Consider the following 20,501-nt stretch of genomic DNA (forward strand, 5'->3'; position numbering starts at 1 on the left):
GCGATGTCGGAACCCTCGGTTACGTTCCGGGCATGCGGTTGCTGCACACGTCGGACTGGCACCTGGGCCGGACCCTGCACGGGGTCGACCTGCTGGACCACCAGGCGACCTACCTGGACCACCTCGTCGACGTCGCGCGCTCGGAGCAGGTCGACGCGGTCGTCGTCGCCGGTGACGTGTACGACCGCGCCATCCCGCCCGTCGAGGCCGTGACGCTGCTGTCCGACACGCTCGCGCGCCTCGCGGAGCACACCACGGTCGTCGTGACGTCGGGCAACCACGACTCGGCGACGCGCCTGGGATTCGGCTCCGCGCTCATGCGCGAGCGCGTACGGCTGCGCACACGCGTCGCGTCGCTGGCGGAGCCGGTCGAGGTGGCGGGCGTGCTGGTCTACGGCCTGCCGTACCTCGACCCCGACGTGTGCCGGGCGGAGCTCGCGCCCGTCGGCGCCGACGGTGCGCGCACCCTGCTCGCCCGCTCGCACGAGGCCGTGACGCACGCCGCGATGACGCGGGTGCGGGCCGACGTCGCGGCACGGCCCGGCGGTGAGCGGCCGCGTGTCGTGGTCGCCGCGCACGCCTTCGTCGTCGGAGGTCGGGCCAGCGAGTCGGAGCGTGACATCCGGGTCGGCGGGGTCGACCACGTGCCGGCGGACGTGTTCGCGGGCGCGGACTACGTGGCGCTGGGCCACCTGCACGGTCCGCAGGTGGTCAACGGGCCTGCGGGGACGGTCCTGCGGTACTCCGGCTCCCCCCTCGCGTACTCGTTCTCCGAGCAGCACCACGCCAAGTCCTCCGTGCTGGTGGACCTGTCCGGCCCCGAGCCGGTCACGACGCTGCTGCCCGCGCCCGTCCCGCGCCGCATGGCCGACGTGACGGGCACCCTCGAGGACCTGCTGACGGCGGCCGGCGAACCGTACGTCGACGACTGGGTCCGCGTGACCGTCACCGACGCCGTGCGGCCCACGGACCTGTTCCGCCGCGTCAGGCAGCGGTTCGCGCACGCCCTGGTCGTGCAGCACCGCCCCGACCGCCCGGACGCGTCGCTCACGCGCCCGGCCCTCGTGACCGCAGCGGCCGACCCCGTCGAGGTCGCCGCGGACTTCGTCGCGCACGTGACCGGAGGCCGTCCGACTGCTGCCGAGCGGCAGGTGCTGCGCGCGGCGCACGAGCACGTCGCGGCTGCGGAGCGGAGCGCCTGATGCACCTGCGCTCCCTGACCGTCCAGGCCATCGGTCCGTTCGCGGACCGGCACACCGTGGACCTCGACGCCCTCGGGTCCTCCGGCCTCTTCCTGCTGGAAGGCCCCACCGGCTCGGGCAAGTCCACGCTCATCGACGCGATCGTCTTCGCGTTGTACGGGAAGGTCGCGGGCGCGGACGCGTCGGACGAGCGGCTGCGGTCCGCGTACGCGGCGGACGACGTCGAGAGCGTCGTCGACCTCGTCTTCGAGGTGCCCTCCGGGGTGTACCGCGTGCGCCGCACACCGGCGTACCAGCGGGCCAAGCGCCGCGGCACCGGCACGACGACCGCCCAGGCGAGCGTCAAGGCGTGGCGGCTGCCCGCGGACGTCGACGTCAGCGCCGGACCGGACTCCCTGGACGGTGTCGGCGTCCTGCTGGGGACCCGGCTCGACGAGGTCGGTGCCGAGCTGCAGCGCGCCGTCGGCCTGGACCGCCTGCAGTTCGTCCAGACGGTCGTGCTGCCGCAGGGCGAGTTCGCGCGGTTCCTGCGGGCCAGCGGTGAGGAGCGTCGCGTCCTGCTGCAGAAGATCTTCGGCACGCAGGTCTACGAGCAGATGCAGCAGCGCCTCGCCGCGCTGCGCGCGGAGGCCGCGCGGACGGTCGAGGCGTCGCGCACGCGGCTGGGCGAGGCGGTGTCGCACCTGCTGGGGGCGTGCGCACTGGGGCCCGACGAGCAGGTGGCGACGCGGGCCGCGCTCGACGAGGCTGCCCTCGGGGCGCCCGTCGCCGAGCGCGTCGCGGAGGTCGTCGTCGCGACCACGGCGGTGCTGGACGCCGCAGCCGACGCGCTCGCGCACGACGCCGCGACCGCACGGACGACGTGGGAGGCCGCGCGTACCGGCCTCGAGCGCGCCCGCGCCACCGCGGCGCTCGCCGCCCGCCGGGACGCGCTGCGGGCAGAGCGGTCGTCCCTCGAGGCGACGGCGGGGCAGCATGAGGACGACGTGCGACGGCTCGCGCGGGCGCGGGCTGCCGCGGCCGTGCGTCCGCTGCTCACGGGATGGCAGGACGCGTCGACGGCCCACGAGGCGGCGGCGAAGGCGCTCGTCGCCGCAGCCGACACGGCACCGGTCGACCTGCTGCCGGCGGGCGGCGCGGTGCCGGAGCTGCTGGGTGTGCCCGGCGCCACGTGGCCGGGGGACGGCGTGGACGCCGAGCCGGGCGGTGCGGCGGACGTCGCCGGTGTCGCGGAGCTGCTCGACGCGTGGCGTCCGCGCCTGCGGGCTGAGCGCGCCGCAGCCGCGGACGGCGCAGCGGCGCTGCGCCGGACCGTCGAGCTGGAGGCCGGCCTGACCGCTCGTCGTCGGGCGGTCCGCGAGCTCTCGGCGGTGCTCGACGACCTGCGCACGGAGGTCGACGCCGCGGCGGCGTGGCTCGCCGAGCGTCCGGCGTCGCGGGCCGCGCTCGAGCTGGAGCGCGACGACGCACGCGGGCGAGCGGGACGGGCCGACGCCGCCGAGGCGGCGCGGGCCGCGGCGCGCGCGCTCGTCGCGGACGTGGCCGCGCTGACCGCCGCGCGCGGGGAGCTCGCCGACGCGCAGACGGCGGTGACGGCTGCGGCCGGTGCCGCCCGGGCCGCGCTCGCCACCGAGGCCGCCCTGCGCGCCGCGCGCGTCGCGGGTCTCGCCGGCGAGCTCGCCGCCGGGCTCGTCGAGGGCGACCCGTGCCCGGTCTGCGGCGCGTGCGAGCACCCGGCCCCCGCGTCGGTCGGCGCCGACCACGTCACGGCGGAGCGGGTGCTGGCGGCCGAGCAGGCGCGGGCCGCCGCCGAGGCCGGTCTCGCGGACGCCGGTGCCCGACGTGCCGGGCTCGCGGAGCGCGTCGACGGCCTCGCAGCGCGCACGGGTGACCACGACGCGGCGTCGGCCGCCGCCGGCCTGCGGGACGCCGAGGCGCAGATCGCCGCCGTCGCCGCCGCGGCCGCACGGGTCGAGGCCCTGGACGCCGAGATCGTCGCGCACGACGCCGCGACGCGCCGCCGCGAGGCCGTCCGCGACGAGGTGCTCGCCCAGGTCCGTGCCGCGGAGCTGACCCTCGAGACGGAGCGGGACGCGCTCGCGCGCGCCGAGGCCGAGGTGGCCGAGGCGCGCGGTGAGCACCCGACCGTCGCGGCACGCCACGCCGCCCTCGACGAGCGGGCGCGGCAGGCCGCCGCCCTGCTCGACGCGCTCGACGCCGAGCGGACCACGGCCGCCGACGCAGGCCGCCGCCGGCACGAGCTCGACCTCGCGCTCGCCGAGCACGGCCTCGACGACGACGCCGCGCGCGACTCGTGGTGCCCGGCGTCCGTGGTCAGCGACCTCGAGCACCGCGTGCTCGCGCACACCAGCGCTGCGGCGCGGGTCGCCGCGGGCCTGGCGGACCCCGAGGTCCTCGCGCTGCCGCAGGACGTGGACACCGACGTCGCAGGTGCCGAGGCCGCCGAGCTCGCCGCCCGCCGCGCCGCGTCCGACGCCGAGGGCCGCGCACAGGTCGCGGCGTCCCGCGCCGAGGCCGCCGCCGAGGGAGCCGCCCGGGTCCGGCGCGCCGCCGACGCGCTCGACGCCGCCGTCGCGGCGGCCGGTCCCGTCACCCGCATGGCCAACCTCGCGTCCGGCACGGGCAGCGACAACGCGCAGGCCTTGTCCCTCGCGACGTACGTGCTGGGCCGCCGGTTCGAGGACGTGGTGGCCGCCGCCAACGAGCGGCTCGCGGTCATGTCCGACGGCCGGTACGAGCTCGTGCGGTCCGACGAGAAGGAGGACGTCCGCACGCGCGCCATCGGCCTGGCGATGCGGGTCGTCGACCACCGCACCGAGCGCGCCCGTGACCCGCGGACCCTGTCCGGCGGCGAGACCTTCTACGTGTCGCTGTGCCTCGCGTTGGGCATGGCCGACGTCGTCACCGCCGAGGCGGGCGGGGTCGAGCTGGGCACGCTGTTCGTCGACGAGGGGTTCGGAGCCCTTGACCCGCACGTCCTGGACCAGGTGCTGGCCGAGCTCGGTCGCCTGCGCCATGGCGGTCGCGTCGTCGGCATCGTCTCCCACGTCGAGGCGCTGAAGCAGGCCGTCGCGGACCGCATCGAGGTCCGTCCGACACCGGGCGGGCCGAGCACCCTGACCGTCCTCGCGGGATAACGGGACGTCACGCCACCAGGGCCGACCGCCCGTCGCGGGACGTCACCAGGTCCAGCCGCGCGCCGCGAGCTCGACCTCCTCGCGGAACCGCTCCTTCGCGTCCCCCTTGGCCGCGGGACGCACCTCGACGCCCGCGAGCTGGCAGGCCTCCGCGAGCAGCTGGTCGTACGCGAGCTGCGACGCGATGATCCGCTCGGCCCGCGCGAACGTCCGCTCGTCGTCCTCGAGCTGACGCACGTGGTTGGCGACCGCGCCCAGACGCTGCTGGACCCGCAGCGTCACGAACGGGTCGTACGGCTCGACCGGCCGGTGCCGCAGGCGGTCCGCGACGGCCTCCAGGGCCTCGGCCAGCCGGGCCCGCCAGCGCGGGGGCTCGTCCGCGGAGGGGATGAACGCCCAGATGGAGACCAGCAGCACGGTGGGTGCCACCGAGAACAAGAGGAGAGCCCAGATCATCGCGCGTCCTCCGTCGAACGTGCTCCCAGCGTAGGCACTCGGTGTGACGCATGCCACACGAATAGCGGGTGATGCGACGACGTCCGGGCGGGGCGTGGCCGGGCAGGCTCCTGCCCCCTACGGTGGGGCCCCGACGACGGCACGAGAGGGGCACGCATGGGCAAGGGGCTGGTGGTAGGCCTCGTCGCGCTCGGTCTCGTCGGCGTCGGTGCGTACGTCGCCGACGGGTTCGCGCGTGACAGCGCCGAGGACAGCGCGGCGGTCCTCCTGTCGCAGCGCCTCCAGGTGGACGGCACGCCCGACGTGCGGATCGACGGTTTCCCGTTCTTCCCGCAGCTGCTCGCGCGGTCGCTGGACGACGTGCGCGTGTCCGCCCGGGGCGTCGAGCTCGAGGGTGTCGAGGTGACGGACGTCGTCGTCGACGCCACGGACGTGTCCCTCGACCAGCCGTACCAGGTCGGCACCCTGCGGCTCGAGGCGACGGTGCCCACGTCGACGGTGGAGCAGGTCGTCGCCGACCGGGTGCCCGTGGACGTCGCCGTCGACGGCGGGATGCTGCGCGCGTCGGGCGAGATCCTCGGCATCCCGCTCAGCGCCGGGCTCGTGCCCCGCGTGGTCGACGGGCGCCTCCAGGTCGACGTCCAGGACGTCACGCTCGGAACGGGCGAGCTGCGGCTCGAGGACCTGCCGGGAGACGTCGCCGAACGGCTCGTCGGGATCGAGGTGCCGCTCGACGGCCTGCCCGCCGGCATCGTGCTCGAGCAGGCGGTCGTGGTGCCGGACGGCGTGCGGGTCACCGCGTCGGGCACGGACGTCGACCTGGAGCGGCTGCCGTGAGCGCGGGGGCCCTCGCGGCCGTCACGACGACGCTGCTGGCGACCCCGTCCCCGGGGGGCGAGGGTCTGGCCGGGCTGTGGGAGCAGGTCACGACGCCGCAGCCCGCGCCGGAGCGCATGACGGTGCTCGTCGTCGGCGCGGTCGTGCTGGCCGCCCTCGCCGTGCCGTTCGTGTGGCACCTGCTGCGGCACGGCCTGACGATCGTGCACGAGGCCGCGCACGCCGCGGTCGCGGTGCTGGCCGGGCGACGGCTCTCGGGCATCCGCGTGCACTCGGACACCTCGGGCCTCACCGTCTCCCGCGGGCGGCCCCGCGGCCCCGGCATGATCGCCACCGTCGCGGCGGGGTACCCCGGGCCGGCCGTGCTCGGCGTCGCCGCCGCGTGGCTGCTGTCCCGCGGGTACGCGCTCGGCGTGCTGTGGCTGCTGCTCCTGGTCGTGGTGCTCGTGCTGCTGCAGATCCGCAACTGGTACGGGCTGTGGGCGGTCCTGGTCAGCGGCGTCGCGCTCGTCGTCGTGACCCTGTGGGCGCCCGCTCAGCTGCAGACCGTGGTCGCCGCCGGGCTCACGTGGTTCTTCCTGCTCGGGGCACCGCGCGCGGTGCTGGAGATGCAGGTGCAGCGTCGGCGGGTGCGGCGTCGGGGCGGTCGCGACGAGTCCGACGCGGGCCTGCTGGCGGGCCTCACGCACGTGCCGGCGATCGTCTGGGTGGGGGTGTTCCTCGTCCTGTGTGGCGCGCTGCTCGCGGTCGGGGGAGCCTGGTTGCTGGCGGCCTGGACAGTGGCCTGAATCACCCACCCGCCTTGCCACGGTGTGCACATGTGTGCCCCGATGTGCCCCCTCGGGACTGGGACCACCGCTTCCGGACGGACGTCCAGGATCTGCGATAGTGAAGCGGTGAGCACAACACCCGATGTCGAACCACGACCGGGCCGCAACGAATCGCTTTCCCTGCGCCGGGCACTCGCCCTGCTCGACGTGTGCGCGCTGGAGACCGACCCCGCCGGTCTGACAGCCGCGGAGATCGGCCGTCGGCTCGGCGTCCACAAGTCCACCGTCCTGCGCCTCGCCGCCCCGCTGCTCGAGACCGAGCTGCTGCGCCGCGACCCGACGAGCGGTCGCTTCCGCCTCGGGCCCGGTGCTCTGCGGCTGGGGCACGCCTACCTGTCCACCCTCGAGGTCGAGGCCGTCGCGGCGAGCGCGCTCGACGACCTCGCGCGCATGAGCGGCTGCACCTCGGTCCTCGCCGTGCCCGACGGCCTGCAGGTCCGCCTCGCGGGCCACCGCGCCGCACCCGGCGGCGGCGGGCGAGTCGTGTCGCGGGTGCCGGAGAGCGTGCCGCTGCACTGCTCCGCGAGCGGCAAGGCGATCCTGTCGGTCGCGGGTGCCGCGCTGCTCGAGCGCGCCGTCGCCGGTGGGCTGCGGCCCGCGACCCCGCGCTCGATCACGGACCCCGGGGAGCTGCGGGCCGAGCTGCTGCGCACGCGCCGCCGCGGCTTCGCGGTCGAGGACCGTGAGTACGACCCCGACACCCGGGCCGTCGCCGCCGCCGTGCTCGACCACACCGGCGACGTCGTCGGCGCGCTGGCGCTGGTCGCGCCGGCTGCGCGGATGCCCGCCGCCGCCGTGCAGGAGCACGCGCGCTCCGTCGTCCTCGCGGCCCGTGCCGTCACCCGTCGGCTCGGGGGTGCGGGGGGTCCCCGCGGCGTCGTGGCCGGACCCGGTGAGGACCTGCAGGCCCGCAAGGGCGCGTGACTCAGCCCGCGACGACGCACCTGTCGATCGCGCGCGTGAGCGCGTCGTGCTCCGCCTGGGTGGCCCACAGGCCGTAGGCCGCCTTCACGGCCGTCTGCCGTAGCGCGTACGCGCACCGGTACCCGGTGTTGGGCGGGAGCCAGGTCGCGGCGTCGCCCGCGCCCTTGCTCTGGTTGGCGCTGCCGTCGACGGCCAGGAGGTTCGCCGGGTCGTTGGCGAACAGCCGGCGCTTCTCGTCCGTCCAGCGCTGCGCGCCCTTCTGCCACGCGTCCGCGAGGGCGACGACGTGGTCGATCTGGACCTCCGAGGAGCGTTCACCGCGCTCGAACGCGATGCTCTCGCCGGTGTACGGGTCGGCGAGCGTGCCGCGCAGCACCACGCACTCGCGCGTGGCCGGCTTGGCCACCGGGTCGACGAGGTCGCGCCGCAGGATGTCGTTGCGGGTGTCGCAGCCGTTGCGGTCGACGTCGGCCCACGGCTGCCCGAACTCGTCCCGCTCGTAGCCCGTGCGTGGTGCGCGCCCCTTGATCGCGAGCGTGTCGAGCGCGGCGCGTCCGGCCGCGAGGTCGGACGCGGTGACGGGGTACTGGGCGGCGGCGCGGGCGTCGAGCACCACCGGCCCGCCGAGCCCGGCGGCCAGTCCCACCACGACCAGGAGGACCCAGTGCCAGCGTGCGCGCGTCCGGCGGTGCGGTCGCGGGCTACGCCGACGTGCGCCGACCGAGCGTGCGGGAGTCAGGAGGCCGGTCACGGGGGGCAGCGTGCCCTATTCGTCCCGCCGTGGCGGGGACGCCTCGCCGGTGGGCGTGCATGGTGCGCCGCCCGCGGGGGCTGTGGTCAGGTCGCGGTCAGACCGCAGGCGGGACGGCCGGCGAGGTAACCGCAGGGCGCGTCGCGGCCCGTGCCGGGACGTCGGCGGGCAGCGCCTCGTGCCCCGGTCGGCCGTGCGTGCGCTCCCGCTCCTTGAGCCGCGCCTCGTACACGTGCCGTCGTCCGGCGGTCAGCTCGTCGCGCACCCGGCGTTCCGCGTCGGCGAACGCGCGGTGGTACCCGTCGTCGAAGTCCTCGACGACCTGGAACGACCACCGGCCCGCCAGCACGTTGCGCCCGACGACGTCGGCGCGCACCCGGTCGGCCAGCTCCCCGTGCCCGGCGGCCTCGAGGTCGTCGAGCGCCTCCTGCAGCTCGAGGTCGGCACGGCCGATCAGCCGGTGGAACGCGTAGAGCATGCCGCGGGCGTGCTCGACCACCTCGAACGCTGCGGTCACCCCGCCCACCGCGGTGACCGTCGCGTCGTCGACGCCCTCGGGCGCTCTGTGGCGGTCGTCGGGGCCGTCGGCGGCGGACCGCTCGTTCGCTTCGTCCATGCGCCCACGATGCCGAGCAGGCGGGCGTCCCGCACGTCGGACCCCGCCACCGCGGCAGCCGCGGACCGGGACGAACGTCCGGTGGACCGGGGCCCCGGCGGGCGTCACACTCACGGAGGTCGATCGCAGACGCGAGAGGGGGAACCATGACGGCAACAGACGCACGGCGCGGGGACGCACCACGGGGCATCCTGCGACGCAGGTCCGTCGAGGCCTCGATGGCCGTCCTCGACGACCCGGACCGCCAGCTGCGGCGCACGCTCGGTGCGTGGGACCTCGCGGTCATGGGCGTCGCCGTCGCGGTCGGTGCGGGCATCTTCTCCGTCGGCGCCACGGCCGCCGCGAGCTACGCGGGCCCGGCGGTCATCGTCTCGTTCGTCATCGCCTCGATCGTGTGCGCGCTGGCGATCATGTGCTACGCCGAGTTCGCGTCGACGATGCCCGTGGCGGGCTCGGCGTACACGTACTCCTACACGACGATGGGCGAGTTCGTCGCCTGGATCATCGGCTGGGACCTCATCCTCGAGATGCTGCTGGCCAGCGCGGTCATCGCGAAGTTCTGGGGCGTGTACCTGTCGGACGCGTTCATGCTGTTCGGCATCGACGTGCCGTCCGTCGTCACGGTCGCCGGGTTCGACGTCGCGTGGGGCCCCGTCCTCATCGTCGCGCTCTTCACCGTCCTGCTCTCGATCGGCACGCGGCTGAGCTCGCGCGTCAACAGCGTGTTCACGATCCTCAAGGTCGGCATCACGCTGTTCGTCATCGTCGCCGGGTTCTTCTACGTCAAGGCCGAGAACTGGACGCCCTTCGTGCCGCCGTCGCAGCCCGCGGAGGCGGGCACGTCCTCCCTGGAGCAGCCGCTCACCGGCTTCCTGCTCGGGATGGACCCCAGCATGTACGGCGTCATGGGGATCCTGTCCGGTGCGGCGCTCGTGTTCTTCGCGTTCATCGGCTTCGACGTCGTCGCGACGACCGCCGAGGAGACCAAGGACCCCCAGCGCGCGGTGCCGCGCGGCATCCTCGGCGGGCTCGCGCTGGTGACCGTGCTGTACATCCTGGTGACGGTCGTCGTCACCGGCATGGTCAGCTACACCGAGCTCGCGGCGACCGACGCGCCGTCCCTGACCACGGCGTTCGTCCTGGTGGGCGCCGACTGGGCCGGTCGGGTGATCTCCGTGGGCATCCTGGTGGGTCTGACGAGCGTGCTCATGGTGCTGCTGCTCGGCCTGACGCGCGTGATCTTCGCGATGAGCCGCGACGGGCTCCTGCCGCGGGGGATGTCCCGCACGTCCCCGCGCTTCGGGACGCCGCTGTGGCTGCAGATCGGAGCGGGCGTGGTCGTCGCGCTCATCGCCGGGCTCTCGGAGGTCGAGCTGCTCGAGGAGATGATCAACATCGGCACGCTGTCGGCGTTCGTGCTGGTCAGCTTCGGTATCCCGCTGCTGCGCCGCTCGCGCCCCGACCTGCCCCGCGGCTTCCGGGTGCCGTTCTCGCCCGTGCTGCCGATCATCTCCGGCCTGGCGTGCATCTGGCTGATGCTCAACCTGACGACGCTGACGTGGGTGCGGTTCCTCGTGTGGCTGGCCGTCGGCACGGTCGTCTACTTCGGGTACTCCTACCGGCACTCGCTGCTGGCGCGTGGTGGGCCTGCGGCATACTGACGCGCACACCCACCGAAGGGACCCACGTCCGTGACCGTCTTCCTCGTCATCGGGGGCATCGGCCTCGTCCTGCTCCTCGCGTCGCTCGTCTTCGGCGACATCTTCGAGGCGTTCGACGTCGGTGAGGGCGGGTTCTCCGGCATCGCCGCCGGCGTGGGGGCCGTCGTGTTCGGGGCGAGCGGGGTCATCGCGCAGTCCTCGGGTCTGCCCGTGGTGTGGGCGTACGCCATCGGTGTCGGCTTCGCGGTCGTCGCGTTCCTCGTCTCGCAGGCCGTCGTCAAGCGGCTCTCGGAGACCGAGGACGCGCCGCCGCCACCGCTCGACGGCGCGTTCGGCATGACGACCGCGACCACCGGCCCGTCCGGCGGGGAGGTCCGCCTGGAGGGCGTTCGCGACCTCGAGGCACGGCTCTGTTGGGCCGAGGAGGAGATCGCCGCGGGCACGCGCGTGGTCGTCGTCGCCGTCTCCGGTTCCCGCGTGCAGGTCCGTCCCGTCTGATCCGCACCCGCGGACGGGCACCACCCACGCACGACCGAGAGGAAGGGGCCCGGCTCAGCCGGGACACCATGTTCGACTCCATCTTGCAGGACGGTGCCATGATCCTGGCCGTCGGCGCGCTCATCATCGCGTTCGTCGCCGTCATCGCGCTGATCACCAAGCGCATCCGGCGGGTGCCCCCCAACGAGGCCCTGGTCATCGTGGGGCGTGGCGCAGGCCGTGGCGCGGCCGCCGACACCGGTCAGCGCGTCGTCGTCGGCGGGCGGGTGTTCGTCTGGCCGGTGCTGCAGCAGGGCTTCCCGATCTCGCTCGAGCAGCGGCAGATCGGCATCACGGTCGAGGGTGTCGACAAGAACCGCATCAAGCTCGCCATCAAGGCGTCCATCAACTTCAAGGTCCGCGGCGACGAGGAGGGTGTGCGGCGTGCCGCCCAGCGCTTCCTCTCGCAGCAGGCGACGCTGAACGACGTCATCAAGGAGTCCCTCGAGGGCTCGCTGCGCGCCATCATCGGCGACATGACGATCGAGCAGATCATCAGCGACCGCAAGTCGCTGCAGGACGCGGTCGTCAGCTCCACCAAGTCGGACCTCGCCGAGCAGGGTCTGCAGGTCGACCTGCTCAACATCTCCGACATCTCGACGCCGGGCTCGGACTACCTGTCCAACCTGGGCCGTGCCGAGGCCGCCCGCGCCCGTCAGGTCGCCGAGGTCAAGGAGGCCGAGGCGCAGCAGGTCTCGGAGTTCGCCAAGATCGTGGCGATGGAGGCCATCGCCGAGCGGCAGCGTGACCTCGCGCTGAAGCAGGCGACCATCAAGGCCGAGACGGACCGTGCCAACGCCGAGGCCAACGCCGCCGGTCAGCTGGCGCGTGCGGAGCAGGACAAGCTGGTCGCCCTGCAGGAGCGTGACGCACTGGCCGAGAAGGCCAAGGTCACCGAGGAGCAGCTCGACATCGACATCCGCAAGCCGGCCGAGGCGTCCGCGTACGCGGCGGTCCAGCAGGCCAACGCCGAGCGTGACGCCGCCAACGCGGCCGCCGAGGCCGACGCGTACCGCCGCATGAAGGTCGCCGAGGCCAACAAGATCGCCACGGTCCAGGACGCCGAGGCGGCAGCCGAGGCGACGATCCGTGCGGGCAACGCCGAGCGCGACCGTCAGCTCGCCGAGGCGAAGGCGATCGAGGCGCTGGGTCTGGCGCGTGCCGCCGCGGCGAAGGCCGAGGGTCTGGCGGCCGCCGAGGCGACGCGCGCGCAGGCGGAGGCGCTGCGCGAGCAGGGCGAGGCGGTCCTCGCACAGCAGGTCATCGCGCTGCTGCCGGAGATCGTCCGTGCCGCGGCCGAGCCGATCGGCAGCATCGACCAGCTCACGGTCGTGTCGACCGACGGGGCGTCGGCGATCACGAAGACCGTCGGCCAGGTGCTCGGGGAGGGCAAGGAGGTCATCAAGTCGCTCACCGGCCTCGACCTCAACGACCTCGTCACGAGCATCGGCAGGACGGTCGACGGCAGCGCGGTGTCGAACCACCGCGGCTGACGCGGCGACGGCCGCCCGCGAGGCGCGCCCGCACGACGACGTGCCCGGCCCCACCAGGGACCGGGCACGTCGTGCGTCTGCTTCGCGCGCGGGCGGTCCCGGAGGAGGGTCCCGCGGCAGGCGGGCTCAGCCCTCGACGGGCGTGAGCACGAAGACGGGGATCTCGCGGTCCGTCTTCGTCTGGTACTCGTCGTACGCGGGCCACGTCGCGACGGCCCGCTGCCACCAGGTGGCGCGCTCGTCGCCCGTGGCGAGGTGCGCGTCGTAGTCCTTCTTCACGGGACCGTCCTGCAGCTCGACGCGCGGGTTCGCCACGAGGTTGTGGAACCACGTGGGGTGCTCGGGGGCGCCGCCCTTGGACGCGACGACCGCGTACTGGCCGTCGTGCTCGACGCGCATGAGCGGCGTCTTGCGCAGCTTGCCGCTCTTCGCCCCGAGCGTGGTCAGGACGATGACGGGACGGCCGCCGAGCGTCGTGCCCTGCGTCCCGCCGGAGGACTCGTAGAGCTCGGCCTGCTGACGGGCCCAGTCGCTGGGGCTCGGGGCGTACTCACCGGTGAGAGGCATGTACCGCACAACCCGGCCCGCGGCCCCGACATTCCGGCGCGGGCACGGCCGGCCTGCGATCCCGTGTGCGATCCGCCGCGCGTCCGCCAAGGATGGAGCGCATGGCACTTCCCACACTGCCCACCAGCCCGGTAGCCGACCCCGCCGCCGTCGTGCAGGGCGAGCACTACCGGATCACCGTCCTCACCGACGGCCTGCTGCGCCTGGAGCACTCACCCGACGGCGTGTTCGAGGACCGCCCGTCGACGTTCGCGCTGCACCGCCGCCAGCCGGTCCCCGAGTTCCGGGTCGTCGACCGCGGCACGCACCTCGAGGTCGTCACGCGCCGGCTGCGGCTGACGTACGACAGGGGCCCGTTCACCACCAGCGGCCTGTCCGTCGCGGTGCTGGGCGCGGTCACCAGCTGGCACTCGGTGTGGCGTTACGGGCAGGACGAGGACGGGCGCAACCTCGGCGGCACGGCGCGCACGCTCGACGAGGCGGACGGCGCGGTGCCGCTCGAGCCGGGCGTCGCCGGGCTCAACGGCTACGCGGTGATCGACGACTCGACGTCCCTGCTGCTCACGGACGACGGCTGGGTCGCCCCGCGCGACGACGCCCGGACGGACCTGTACGTCTTCGCCTACGGCCACGACCATGCCGAGGCCGTCCGCGCGCTGTACGCGGTGTCGGGTGCGCAGCCGGTGGTGCCGCGCTGGGCGCTGGGCAACTGGTGGAGCCGCTACCACCGTTACACGGCCGACGAGTACCGCGCGCTGCTGACCCGCTTCCGCGCCGCGGGCGTGCCCTTCTCGGTCGCCGTGCTCGACATGGACTGGCACGTCACGGACGTGGACCCGGCGATCGGCAGCGGGTGGACCGGCTACACGTGGGACCGCGAGCTGTTCCCCGACCCGGCCGCGTTCCTCGCCGACCTGCACGCGCGCGGGCTGCGCGTGACGCTCAACGTGCACCCCGCGGACGGCGTCGGCCCCCACGAGGAGGCGTACGCGTCGATGTGCGCGGCCCTCGGCCTGGACCCCTCGACGCGCGACCCCATCGCGTTCGACGTCACCGACGAGGCCTTCCTCACCGCGTACCTCGACGTGCTCCACCGCGGCCTGGAGGCCGACGGCGTCGACTTCTGGTGGATCGACTGGCAGCAGGGCGCGCACTCGCGCGTCGCGGGCATCGACCCGCTGTGGATGCTCAACCACTTCCACTTCCTCGACAGCGCCCGCGACGGGCGGCGCTCGCTGACGTTCTCGCGGTACGCCGGGCCGGGGTCCCACCGCTACCCGGTGGGGTTCTCGGGCGACGCGGTCATCTCGTGGGCGTCGCTGGCGTTCCAGCCGTACTTCACGGCCACCGCTGCCAACATCGGCTACGGCTGGTGGAGCCACGACGTCGGCGGGCACATGTTCGGCGCCAAGGACGACGAGCTCGCGACCCGGTGGGTGCAGCTCGGCACGTTCTCGCCCGTGCTGCGGCTGCACTCGTCGAACAACCCGTTCCTGACGAAGGAGCCGTGGTCGTTCGCACCGGAGCACGCGGCCGTGCAGACGGACTTCCTGCGGCTGCGGCACCGGCTCGTGCCGTACCTGCACACCATGAACCACCGCGCTGCGCGCGAGGGCGTGCCGCTCGTCACGCCGATGTACCACCGCTGGTCACGGCACGCCGAGGCGTACCGCGTGCCCGGGCAGGTCGCGTTCGGGTCGCAGCTGCTGGTCGCGCCGGTGACGGCACCGCGCGACCCCGCGTCGGTGACCGCGGCCGTGCGCGCGTGGCTGCCGGACGGGACGTGGGTCGACGTGCTCACCGGGCTGGTCTACGACGGCGGCCGCGAGCTCGTCCTGCACCGCGACCTGACGTCCGTCCCCGTCCTGGCCCCGGCGGGGGCGCTCGTGCCGCTCGACGCGGCCGACGTGCCCGGCGACGACCCGGTCGAGCCGGCCGCGCTCGAGGTGCTCGTCGTGGTGGGCGCCGACGGGGCGTTCACGCTCGTGGAGGACGACGGCACCGGCGACGGCCTCGACGAGTCGCGCGTCGCGCGCACACCGCTCGCCTGGGACCAGGCGGCGGGGGTCCTGACGGTCGGGCCGGTCGCCGGTGCGCACGGCTTCCTCCCGGCGACGCGCACGTGGACCGCGACGTTCCTGTCGGTGGCCGACGGCGTCCGGCCCGTGGCGACCGTCGAGGGCGGGACGGTCGAGCCCGTCGTCGCGCGCACCGCCGACGGCCGCATGCGTGTGACCGTGGGCGACGTGCCCGTCGACGCCACGCTGCGCGTCGGTCTGGGGGAGGCACCAGCGCTGCGGCCCAACGACGTAGCGGGGCGCGTGCACCGGGTCCTGGACGCCGCACAGGTCGGGTACGAGCTCAAGAGCCGCGTGCTCGACGTGCTCACGTCGGGGCGTCCGCTGCACGTGCGGCTCTCGCACCTCGCGGCCCTCGACGTGCCGCAGGCCCTGCGGGCCGCCGTGGAGGAGGTCGTGCTGGCACGCGTCACCGCCTGACCTGGGGCGCCGCCCGCCGCGATCGTGCCTGTCCTCGTCCCGCGGAGGGAACCGGACGCCTGACCATGTTTCCGACATACGGAAGAAGCTTCCATAAGCCGGAACTGTGTCGCATCGTCGTCGTACCGGCCATCGCGCACCCCGCGGCTCGCGGCGTGACCATGGCAGCAACGCTTCGACGACGAAGGCGGACGACGATGACCCCCACCACCCCGGAGCACCACGGGCCCACCGCCCACCCGGACATCACCGAGAAGGACCTGCGCCGCGCCGCGCTCGCCAGCACGTTGGGATCGGCGCTCGAGTACTACGACTTCGCGCTCTACTCGCTCGCGTCCGCGCTGATCTTCAGCCAGCTGTTCTTCACGGACGCCGACCCGGCGACGGGCCGCATCCTCGCGTTCGCGACGTACTTCATCGGGTTCGCGGTGCGGCCGATCGGCGGCCTGTTCTTCGGGTCGCTCGGGGACCGCATCGGCCGCAAGCAGGTGCTGCTCCTCACCGTCCTGCTCATGGGGGGCGCGAGCACCCTCATCGGCCTGCTGCCCACCTACCAGCAGGTCGGCCTCTGGGCGCCCGCGCTGCTCATCCTCCTGCGGATCGCGCAGGGCTTCGGTGCCGGTGCGGAGCAGGCCGGCGCGGCCACGCTCATGACCGAGTACGCACCCCGCCGTCGTCGCGGGTTCTTCGCGTCGCTGCCGTTCATGGGCATCCAGATCGGCACGGTCATCGCCGCGCTGGTCTTCTTCGGCCTGCTGATCCCGGACGAGACCGTCCTGCACGGCTGGCTGTGGCGCGTGCCGTTCCTCGCCTCCGCGGTGCTCATCGCGGTGGCCGTGTGGATCCGGTCGACCCTGAAGGAGTCGCCGTCGTTCGCCAAGCTTGAGGCGCGCGAGCAGATCGAGGAGCAGCCGCTGCGCGCCCTGCTGCGCACGTCGCGTCCCTCGGTGCTGCGCGGCATCGGCCTGCGCATGGCCGAGAACGGCGGGTCGTCGATCTACCAGGCGCTGGCCGTGTCGTACGTCGTGACCGTCGCGCTGGCGAACGTCGAGAACCCCGGCCCGGTCGGGGCGCTGTCGCTGGTGTGCGCCGCGATCGTCGGCGCCGTCACCGTGCCCGTCGCCGGCCGGCTGACCGACCGGTACGGCCGCATCCCGGTGTACCGCGGCTTCGCGGTCCTCCAGCTCGTGCTCGTCTTCCCGACGTGGTGGGTCATGTCGACCGGCAACGTGCCCGCCACCATCGCGGCCATCTCGGTGGCCCTCGGCATCGGCGCCTGGGGCATGTTCGGTGCACAGGGCGCGCTCATGCCCGAGCTGTTCGGCGCCTCGCACCGCTACACCGGCGTGTCCGTGGCACGCGAGACGTCCGCGGTGATCGCCGGCGGCATCGCACCGCTCGTCGGCTCGCTGCTGCTGTCGTGGTTCGCGAACAGCTGGGTGCCGATCGCGATCTACCTCGCGGTCCTCACGGTCGTCACCATCGCCACGACGTTCGTCACGCCCGAGACCCGTGGCCGCGACCTGGACGCCGAGGAGGACGCGCTCGACGAGGTCCGCGCCGGCCGCAGCACCGCGCTGCCGTCGTCGGACCACAACCTGCACCCCCGGGCGGCCACCCGTCCGGGCACCGAGCAGCCGCTCGCGGCGCAGCCGTGACGGCGGTGCGGGTCTCAGCGCTGGGGCAGCAGGACGGCGAGACGCTCGGCGGCCGCGGACAGCGGGCGCAGGAACTCGCCGAGGGCCTTGGCACCCACGCGGTAGGCGGGGCACGCGATGGCGACGCCGGCGAGCACGTGGCCGTCGGAGCCGATCACGGGCACGGCGATCGCTCGGATGCCCTCCTCGTGCTCCTGGTCGGCGATGGCGAAGCCCTTGGTGCGCACACGGGCGATCTCGGCGGCGAACTGGTCGCGGTCGGTGATGGTGCGCTCGGTGTAGCGGTCGAGCGGCAGGCCCGCGACGAGCTCGTCACGGGTGCGCGGGTCGGCGAACGCGACGAGCACCTTGCCGATGCCCGTGCAGTGCAGCGGGCCGAGGCTGCCGGCCTCGCCCTTGACGCCGATCTGGTGGCGGGCCTCGACGTGGTGGACGTACAGCTGGTGCTGCCCGTCGCGCACGGACAGCAGGCTCGCCTCGGTGGTCACCTCGGACAGCTTCTCCAGGACGGGCAGCGCGACGCCGCCGAAGCCGTGCGCCGCCGACACCCGGGCGCCGAGCTGGTAGACGCGCAGCCCCAGGCGGTAGCGGCGCGACTCCTCGTCGGCCTCGACGAAGCCGTCGCGGGCGAGCGACGCCAGCAGGCGGTGCGTGGTCGACAGGGGGTAGCCGGTCTGCCGCGCGAGCTGCGACAGCGGCGCGCCGTCGGAGTGCTCGCCGAGCACCGTCAGCAGGTGCAGCGCCTTGCCGACCATGTCGCGCGGCGGCTCGGACCTCGTCGTGACCTCCATCTGGAAAGGCTATCCGCATCGTGGAAGCGCGCACCCCGGGGGGCGGCGGCATGAGGCTCGTCCGGTTCTCCACCTCCCGCGCCGCGGGCGTCCGGCACGGCGTGCTCGACGGCGCGCGGGTCGTCCCCGTCGCCGGCCTCACCGACCCCGCCCCCACCGGCGCGGCCGTCCCGCTGACCGACGTCCGCCTGCACGCACCCGTGCAGCCCCGCACGGTCGTCGGCATGGCCCACAACACCGGCCCGGGCGACCGGCGGCTGCCGCCCGGCGCGTTCTACAAGCCCGCGTCGAGCGTCATCGGACCCGGCGACGTCGTCGAGCTCCCCGACGTCGGCCGCGTCGACGCCGAGGCGGAGATCGCGCTCGTCGTCGGCCGCCGCAGCCGCGACCTAGGCCCCGACGACGTCCGGGGCGCCGTGCTCGGGTGGACGTGCGCCGACGACGTCACGGCCCGCGACCTGCAGGCCCACGACGACTCGTGGGTCCGGGCCAAGGGGTACGACACCTTCACGCCGCTCGGCCCGTGGATCGAGACGGACCCCGCCTTCGACCCGGACGATGCCGTCGTCGCGCTCGACGGCATCGCCGCCGGCACCCACGGCCTCGCGCGGACGGCCACCGAGGTGCTGGTGTGGCTCACGTCGTTCGTCACGCTGGACGTCGGCGACGTCGTCCTGCTCGGAGCGCCCGGCCCCAGCCGTCCCCTCGCCGACGGCGACACCGCCCGTGTGCGTGTCGCCGGGCTGGGCGAGCTCGTCAACCCCGTGCGTGCGCGCGTCCCGGCGGTGGCCCGGTGAGCGCCGTCGAGGCCGTGACCTTCGGTGAGGTCATGGGCATGCTCGTCGCCGACGAGCCTGGCGACCTCGCGGACGTCACCGTGTTCCGGCGTGCGCTCGCCGGCGCCGAGTACAACGTGGCCGTCGGGCTCGCGCGGCTCGGGCACCGCGTCGCGTGGCTGGGGCGCGTCGGTGACGACCCCGTCGGCCGGCACGCGCTCACCCAGATGGCCGCTCACGGCGTCGTCACCGACGGCGTGCAGACCGACCCGCTGGAGCGCACGGGCCTGCAGCTCAAGTCGCGCGCCGACGGCGGCGACCCGCAGGTCGAGTACTTCCGGCGGCACTCCGCGGGCACGCGTCTGACCGCCACCCCGGCGACCGACGCGCTCCTGTCCGGCGCCCGGCACCTGCACGCCACGGGCATCCCGCTCGCGCTCGGCGGCTCGATCGGGGACTTCGCGCACCACGCGATCGACGTCGCCCGCAGCGCCGGCGCGCGCATCAGCGTCGACCCGAACCTGCGCCCGGCGCTGTGGCCGTCGACCGAGGTCATGATGCGGGAGGTCAACCGGCTCGTCGAGCGCGCCGACTGGGTGCTGCCCGGTCTGTCCGAGGGGCGTCTGCTCACCGGTGCGGACGATCCCGCCGGCATCGCGCGGTACTACCTCGTGCGCGGCGCCCGGCTCGTCGTCGTCAAGGACGGCGCCCGTGGTGCGCACCTGTTCGCCGCTGACGGCCGCACCACCCGGGTCCGCCCGCTGCCCGTGCACTGCCTCGACACGGTCGGTGCCGGCGACGGGTTCGCCGCCGGCCTGGTCTCCGCGGCGCTCGACGCGTGGACCGGCGACGCGGCCGACGTGCCCGACCTCGACGCGCTCGGGCTGCGCGCCGCCGCGACCGGGGCGCTCGCGACCACGGTGCGCGGTGACCAGGAGGGCCTGCCGACCCGGGCGGCCCTCGACACCTTCCTCACCGCGGCCGCCGCTGCGGTGCCTGCTCCCGACGGACGGACGACGTGATGCAGCTGCAGGTGGCCCTCGACCGGATCCCCCTCGACCGGGCGGTCGCGCTGGCCGCGGCCGTCGCACCGTGGGTCGACGGCATCGAGGTCGGCACGTCGCTCGTCAAGCGGTACGGCGTCGAAGCCGTGCGAGCGGTCGTCGCCGCCGTCGCGGACGTCGGCGGCGAGTCCGTCGGCCCGCACGAAGGCGCAGGTGCCGGGCGGACGTGGGTGCACGCCGACCTCAAGACCGTCGACGACGCCGCAACCGAGGTCGGCCTCGCGCTCGACGCCGGTGCGCGGTCCGTCTCCGTCCTGGGCCTGGCGTCCGACGCGACCCTCGACACCGCCGTGCGCACCGCGGCCGCACGCGGCGGTGAGGTCGTCGTCGACCTCATGCTCACGTCGGACGCCCGCCGTGCCGCGCTCGCCGCGCGGCTCGACCCGGCGGTGCGCCTGGGCGCGCACGTCGGCAAGGACGACCAGGCCGCGGGGGCGAGCGTGCTCGACATGCTCGGCACGTGGGCGGCGGGCCGAGCGCTCGCGGTCGCCGGCGGCCTGGGCGTCGGCGACGTCCCCGCCCTGCGCGACGTGCCGGGTCTGCGGCTCGTCGTCGGGTCCGCCGTCACCGGCGCTGCCGACCCCGTGGCCGTCGTCCGCGCGCTCGACACGGCGCGCGTGGGTGTGCCCGTCGGGTGACGACGCCCGACCCGCCCTCGCACCACCCCCGACCAGGCACCATC

Annotated in this window: 18 protein-coding genes; 13 read left to right on the top strand and 5 right to left on the bottom strand. The window is 74.7% G+C overall.

Translation table 11 applies throughout. From position 1 onward, the window contains the following. Positions 1 to 32 precede the first annotated feature (32 nt). Entirely contained in the window at positions 33 to 1,202 is a 1,170-nt protein-coding gene (locus tag NP048_RS00615; protein ID WP_227577042.1) for an exonuclease SbcCD subunit D, read from the top strand. Beyond that, positions 1,202 to 4,360 carry an AAA family ATPase gene (locus tag NP048_RS00620; RefSeq protein ID WP_227577043.1) on the top strand — a complete coding sequence of 1,053 codons (3,159 nt, stop codon included), beginning with the start codon at positions 1,202 to 1,204 and terminating at the stop codon, positions 4,358 to 4,360. The genes NP048_RS00615 and NP048_RS00620 overlap by 1 nt, the downstream gene beginning before the upstream one ends. 42 nt (positions 4,361 to 4,402) lie before the next feature. Here NP048_RS00620 and NP048_RS00625 read toward each other — a convergent pair whose 3' ends face one another. Continuing rightward, positions 4,403 to 4,816 (bottom strand): hypothetical protein, encoded by a 414-nt coding sequence (locus NP048_RS00625; RefSeq protein ID WP_227577044.1) that lies wholly within the window; start codon positions 4,814 to 4,816, stop codon positions 4,403 to 4,405. A 156-nt stretch (positions 4,817 to 4,972) separates the two neighbouring features. Between NP048_RS00625 and NP048_RS00630 the strand changes: the two genes are divergently transcribed. The 3 genes from NP048_RS00630 (at position 4,973) to NP048_RS00640 (ending at position 7,407) form a co-directional block, all read left to right on the top strand. Beyond that, a complete protein-coding gene (locus NP048_RS00630) occupies positions 4,973 to 5,653 on the top strand; it encodes an LmeA family phospholipid-binding protein (protein WP_227577045.1) in 681 nt (226 codons plus the stop codon). Next, entirely contained in the window at positions 5,650 to 6,441 is a 792-nt protein-coding gene (locus NP048_RS00635) for a M50 family metallopeptidase (protein WP_227577046.1), read from the top strand. Before NP048_RS00630 ends, NP048_RS00635 begins: the two co-directional genes overlap by 4 nt. Positions 6,442 to 6,549: 108 nt before the next feature. Beyond that, positions 6,550 to 7,407, top strand: coding sequence for an IclR family transcriptional regulator (locus NP048_RS00640; RefSeq protein ID WP_227577047.1), 858 nt, complete (start codon positions 6,550 to 6,552; stop codon positions 7,405 to 7,407). A 1-nt stretch (position 7,408) separates the two neighbouring features. On the opposite strand, the gene NP048_RS00645 is transcribed toward NP048_RS00640, so the two are convergent. Continuing rightward, the gene (locus NP048_RS00645; protein WP_227577048.1) at positions 7,409 to 8,158 is read right to left on the bottom strand and encodes an HNH endonuclease family protein; all 750 of its coding nucleotides are present in this window, start codon (positions 8,156 to 8,158) and stop codon (positions 7,409 to 7,411) included. Between the two features lie 97 nt (positions 8,159 to 8,255). Next, complete coding sequence (locus NP048_RS00650) at positions 8,256 to 8,774, bottom strand: hypothetical protein (protein WP_227577049.1); 519 nt, start codon at positions 8,772 to 8,774, stop codon at positions 8,256 to 8,258. 146 nt (positions 8,775 to 8,920) lie between these two features. On the opposite strand from NP048_RS00650, the gene NP048_RS00655 reads away from it, so the two are divergent. The 3 genes from NP048_RS00655 (at position 8,921) to NP048_RS00665 (ending at position 12,465) form a co-directional block, all read left to right on the top strand. Then, on the top strand, positions 8,921 to 10,435 hold the full coding sequence (locus NP048_RS00655) for an amino acid permease (protein ID WP_227577050.1): 1,515 nt from the start codon (positions 8,921 to 8,923) through the stop codon (positions 10,433 to 10,435). A gap of 30 nt (positions 10,436 to 10,465) precedes the next feature. Further along, positions 10,466 to 10,933, top strand: a complete 468-nt coding sequence (locus tag NP048_RS00660) for an NfeD family protein (RefSeq protein ID WP_227577051.1) — start codon at positions 10,466 to 10,468, stop codon at positions 10,931 to 10,933. 68 nt (positions 10,934 to 11,001) lie between these two features. Continuing rightward, entirely contained in the window at positions 11,002 to 12,465 is a 1,464-nt protein-coding gene (locus NP048_RS00665) for an SPFH domain-containing protein (RefSeq protein WP_227577052.1), read from the top strand. 126 nt (positions 12,466 to 12,591) lie between these two features. Here the strand turns inward: NP048_RS00665 and NP048_RS00670 are convergent, their stop codons facing one another. Beyond that, positions 12,592 to 13,032, bottom strand: coding sequence for a nitroreductase family deazaflavin-dependent oxidoreductase (locus NP048_RS00670; RefSeq protein WP_227577053.1), 441 nt, complete (start codon positions 13,030 to 13,032; stop codon positions 12,592 to 12,594). Positions 13,033 to 13,133: 101 nt separating this feature from the next. Here NP048_RS00670 and NP048_RS00675 point away from each other — a divergent pair, with 101 nt between their 5' ends. Beyond that, positions 13,134 to 15,530 (top strand): glycoside hydrolase family 31 protein, encoded by a 2,397-nt coding sequence (locus tag NP048_RS00675; protein ID WP_227577054.1) that lies wholly within the window; start codon positions 13,134 to 13,136, stop codon positions 15,528 to 15,530. Positions 15,531 to 15,727: 197 nt separating this feature from the next. After that, positions 15,728 to 17,188, top strand: a complete 1,461-nt coding sequence (locus NP048_RS00680) for an MFS transporter (protein WP_227577055.1) — start codon at positions 15,728 to 15,730, stop codon at positions 17,186 to 17,188. 14 nt (positions 17,189 to 17,202) lie between these two features. Here NP048_RS00680 and NP048_RS00685 read toward each other — a convergent pair whose 3' ends face one another. After that, positions 17,203 to 17,979 (bottom strand): IclR family transcriptional regulator, encoded by a 777-nt coding sequence (locus NP048_RS00685; protein WP_227577056.1) that lies wholly within the window; start codon positions 17,977 to 17,979, stop codon positions 17,203 to 17,205. Positions 17,980 to 18,029: 50 nt separating this feature from the next. Between NP048_RS00685 and NP048_RS00690 the strand changes: the two genes are divergently transcribed. The 3 genes from NP048_RS00690 to NP048_RS00700 are packed head-to-tail and all read left to right on the top strand — an operon-like array spanning position 18,030 to position 20,457. Next, positions 18,030 to 18,776, top strand: coding sequence for a fumarylacetoacetate hydrolase family protein (locus NP048_RS00690; RefSeq protein ID WP_227577057.1), 747 nt, complete (start codon positions 18,030 to 18,032; stop codon positions 18,774 to 18,776). Beyond that, positions 18,773 to 19,777 carry a sugar kinase gene (locus NP048_RS00695; RefSeq protein ID WP_227577058.1) on the top strand — a complete coding sequence of 335 codons (1,005 nt, stop codon included), beginning with the start codon at positions 18,773 to 18,775 and terminating at the stop codon, positions 19,775 to 19,777. The genes NP048_RS00690 and NP048_RS00695 overlap by 4 nt, the downstream gene beginning before the upstream one ends. Beyond that, on the top strand, positions 19,777 to 20,457 hold the full coding sequence (locus NP048_RS00700) for an orotidine 5'-phosphate decarboxylase / HUMPS family protein (protein WP_227577059.1): 681 nt from the start codon (positions 19,777 to 19,779) through the stop codon (positions 20,455 to 20,457). The genes NP048_RS00695 and NP048_RS00700 overlap by 1 nt, the downstream gene beginning before the upstream one ends. The last annotated feature ends 44 nt before the right edge of the window (positions 20,458 to 20,501 follow it).

The sequence above is a fragment of the Cellulomonas xiejunii genome, from assembly GCF_024508315.1.
Lineage (GTDB): Bacteria > Actinomycetota > Actinomycetes > Actinomycetales > Cellulomonadaceae > Cellulomonas > Cellulomonas xiejunii.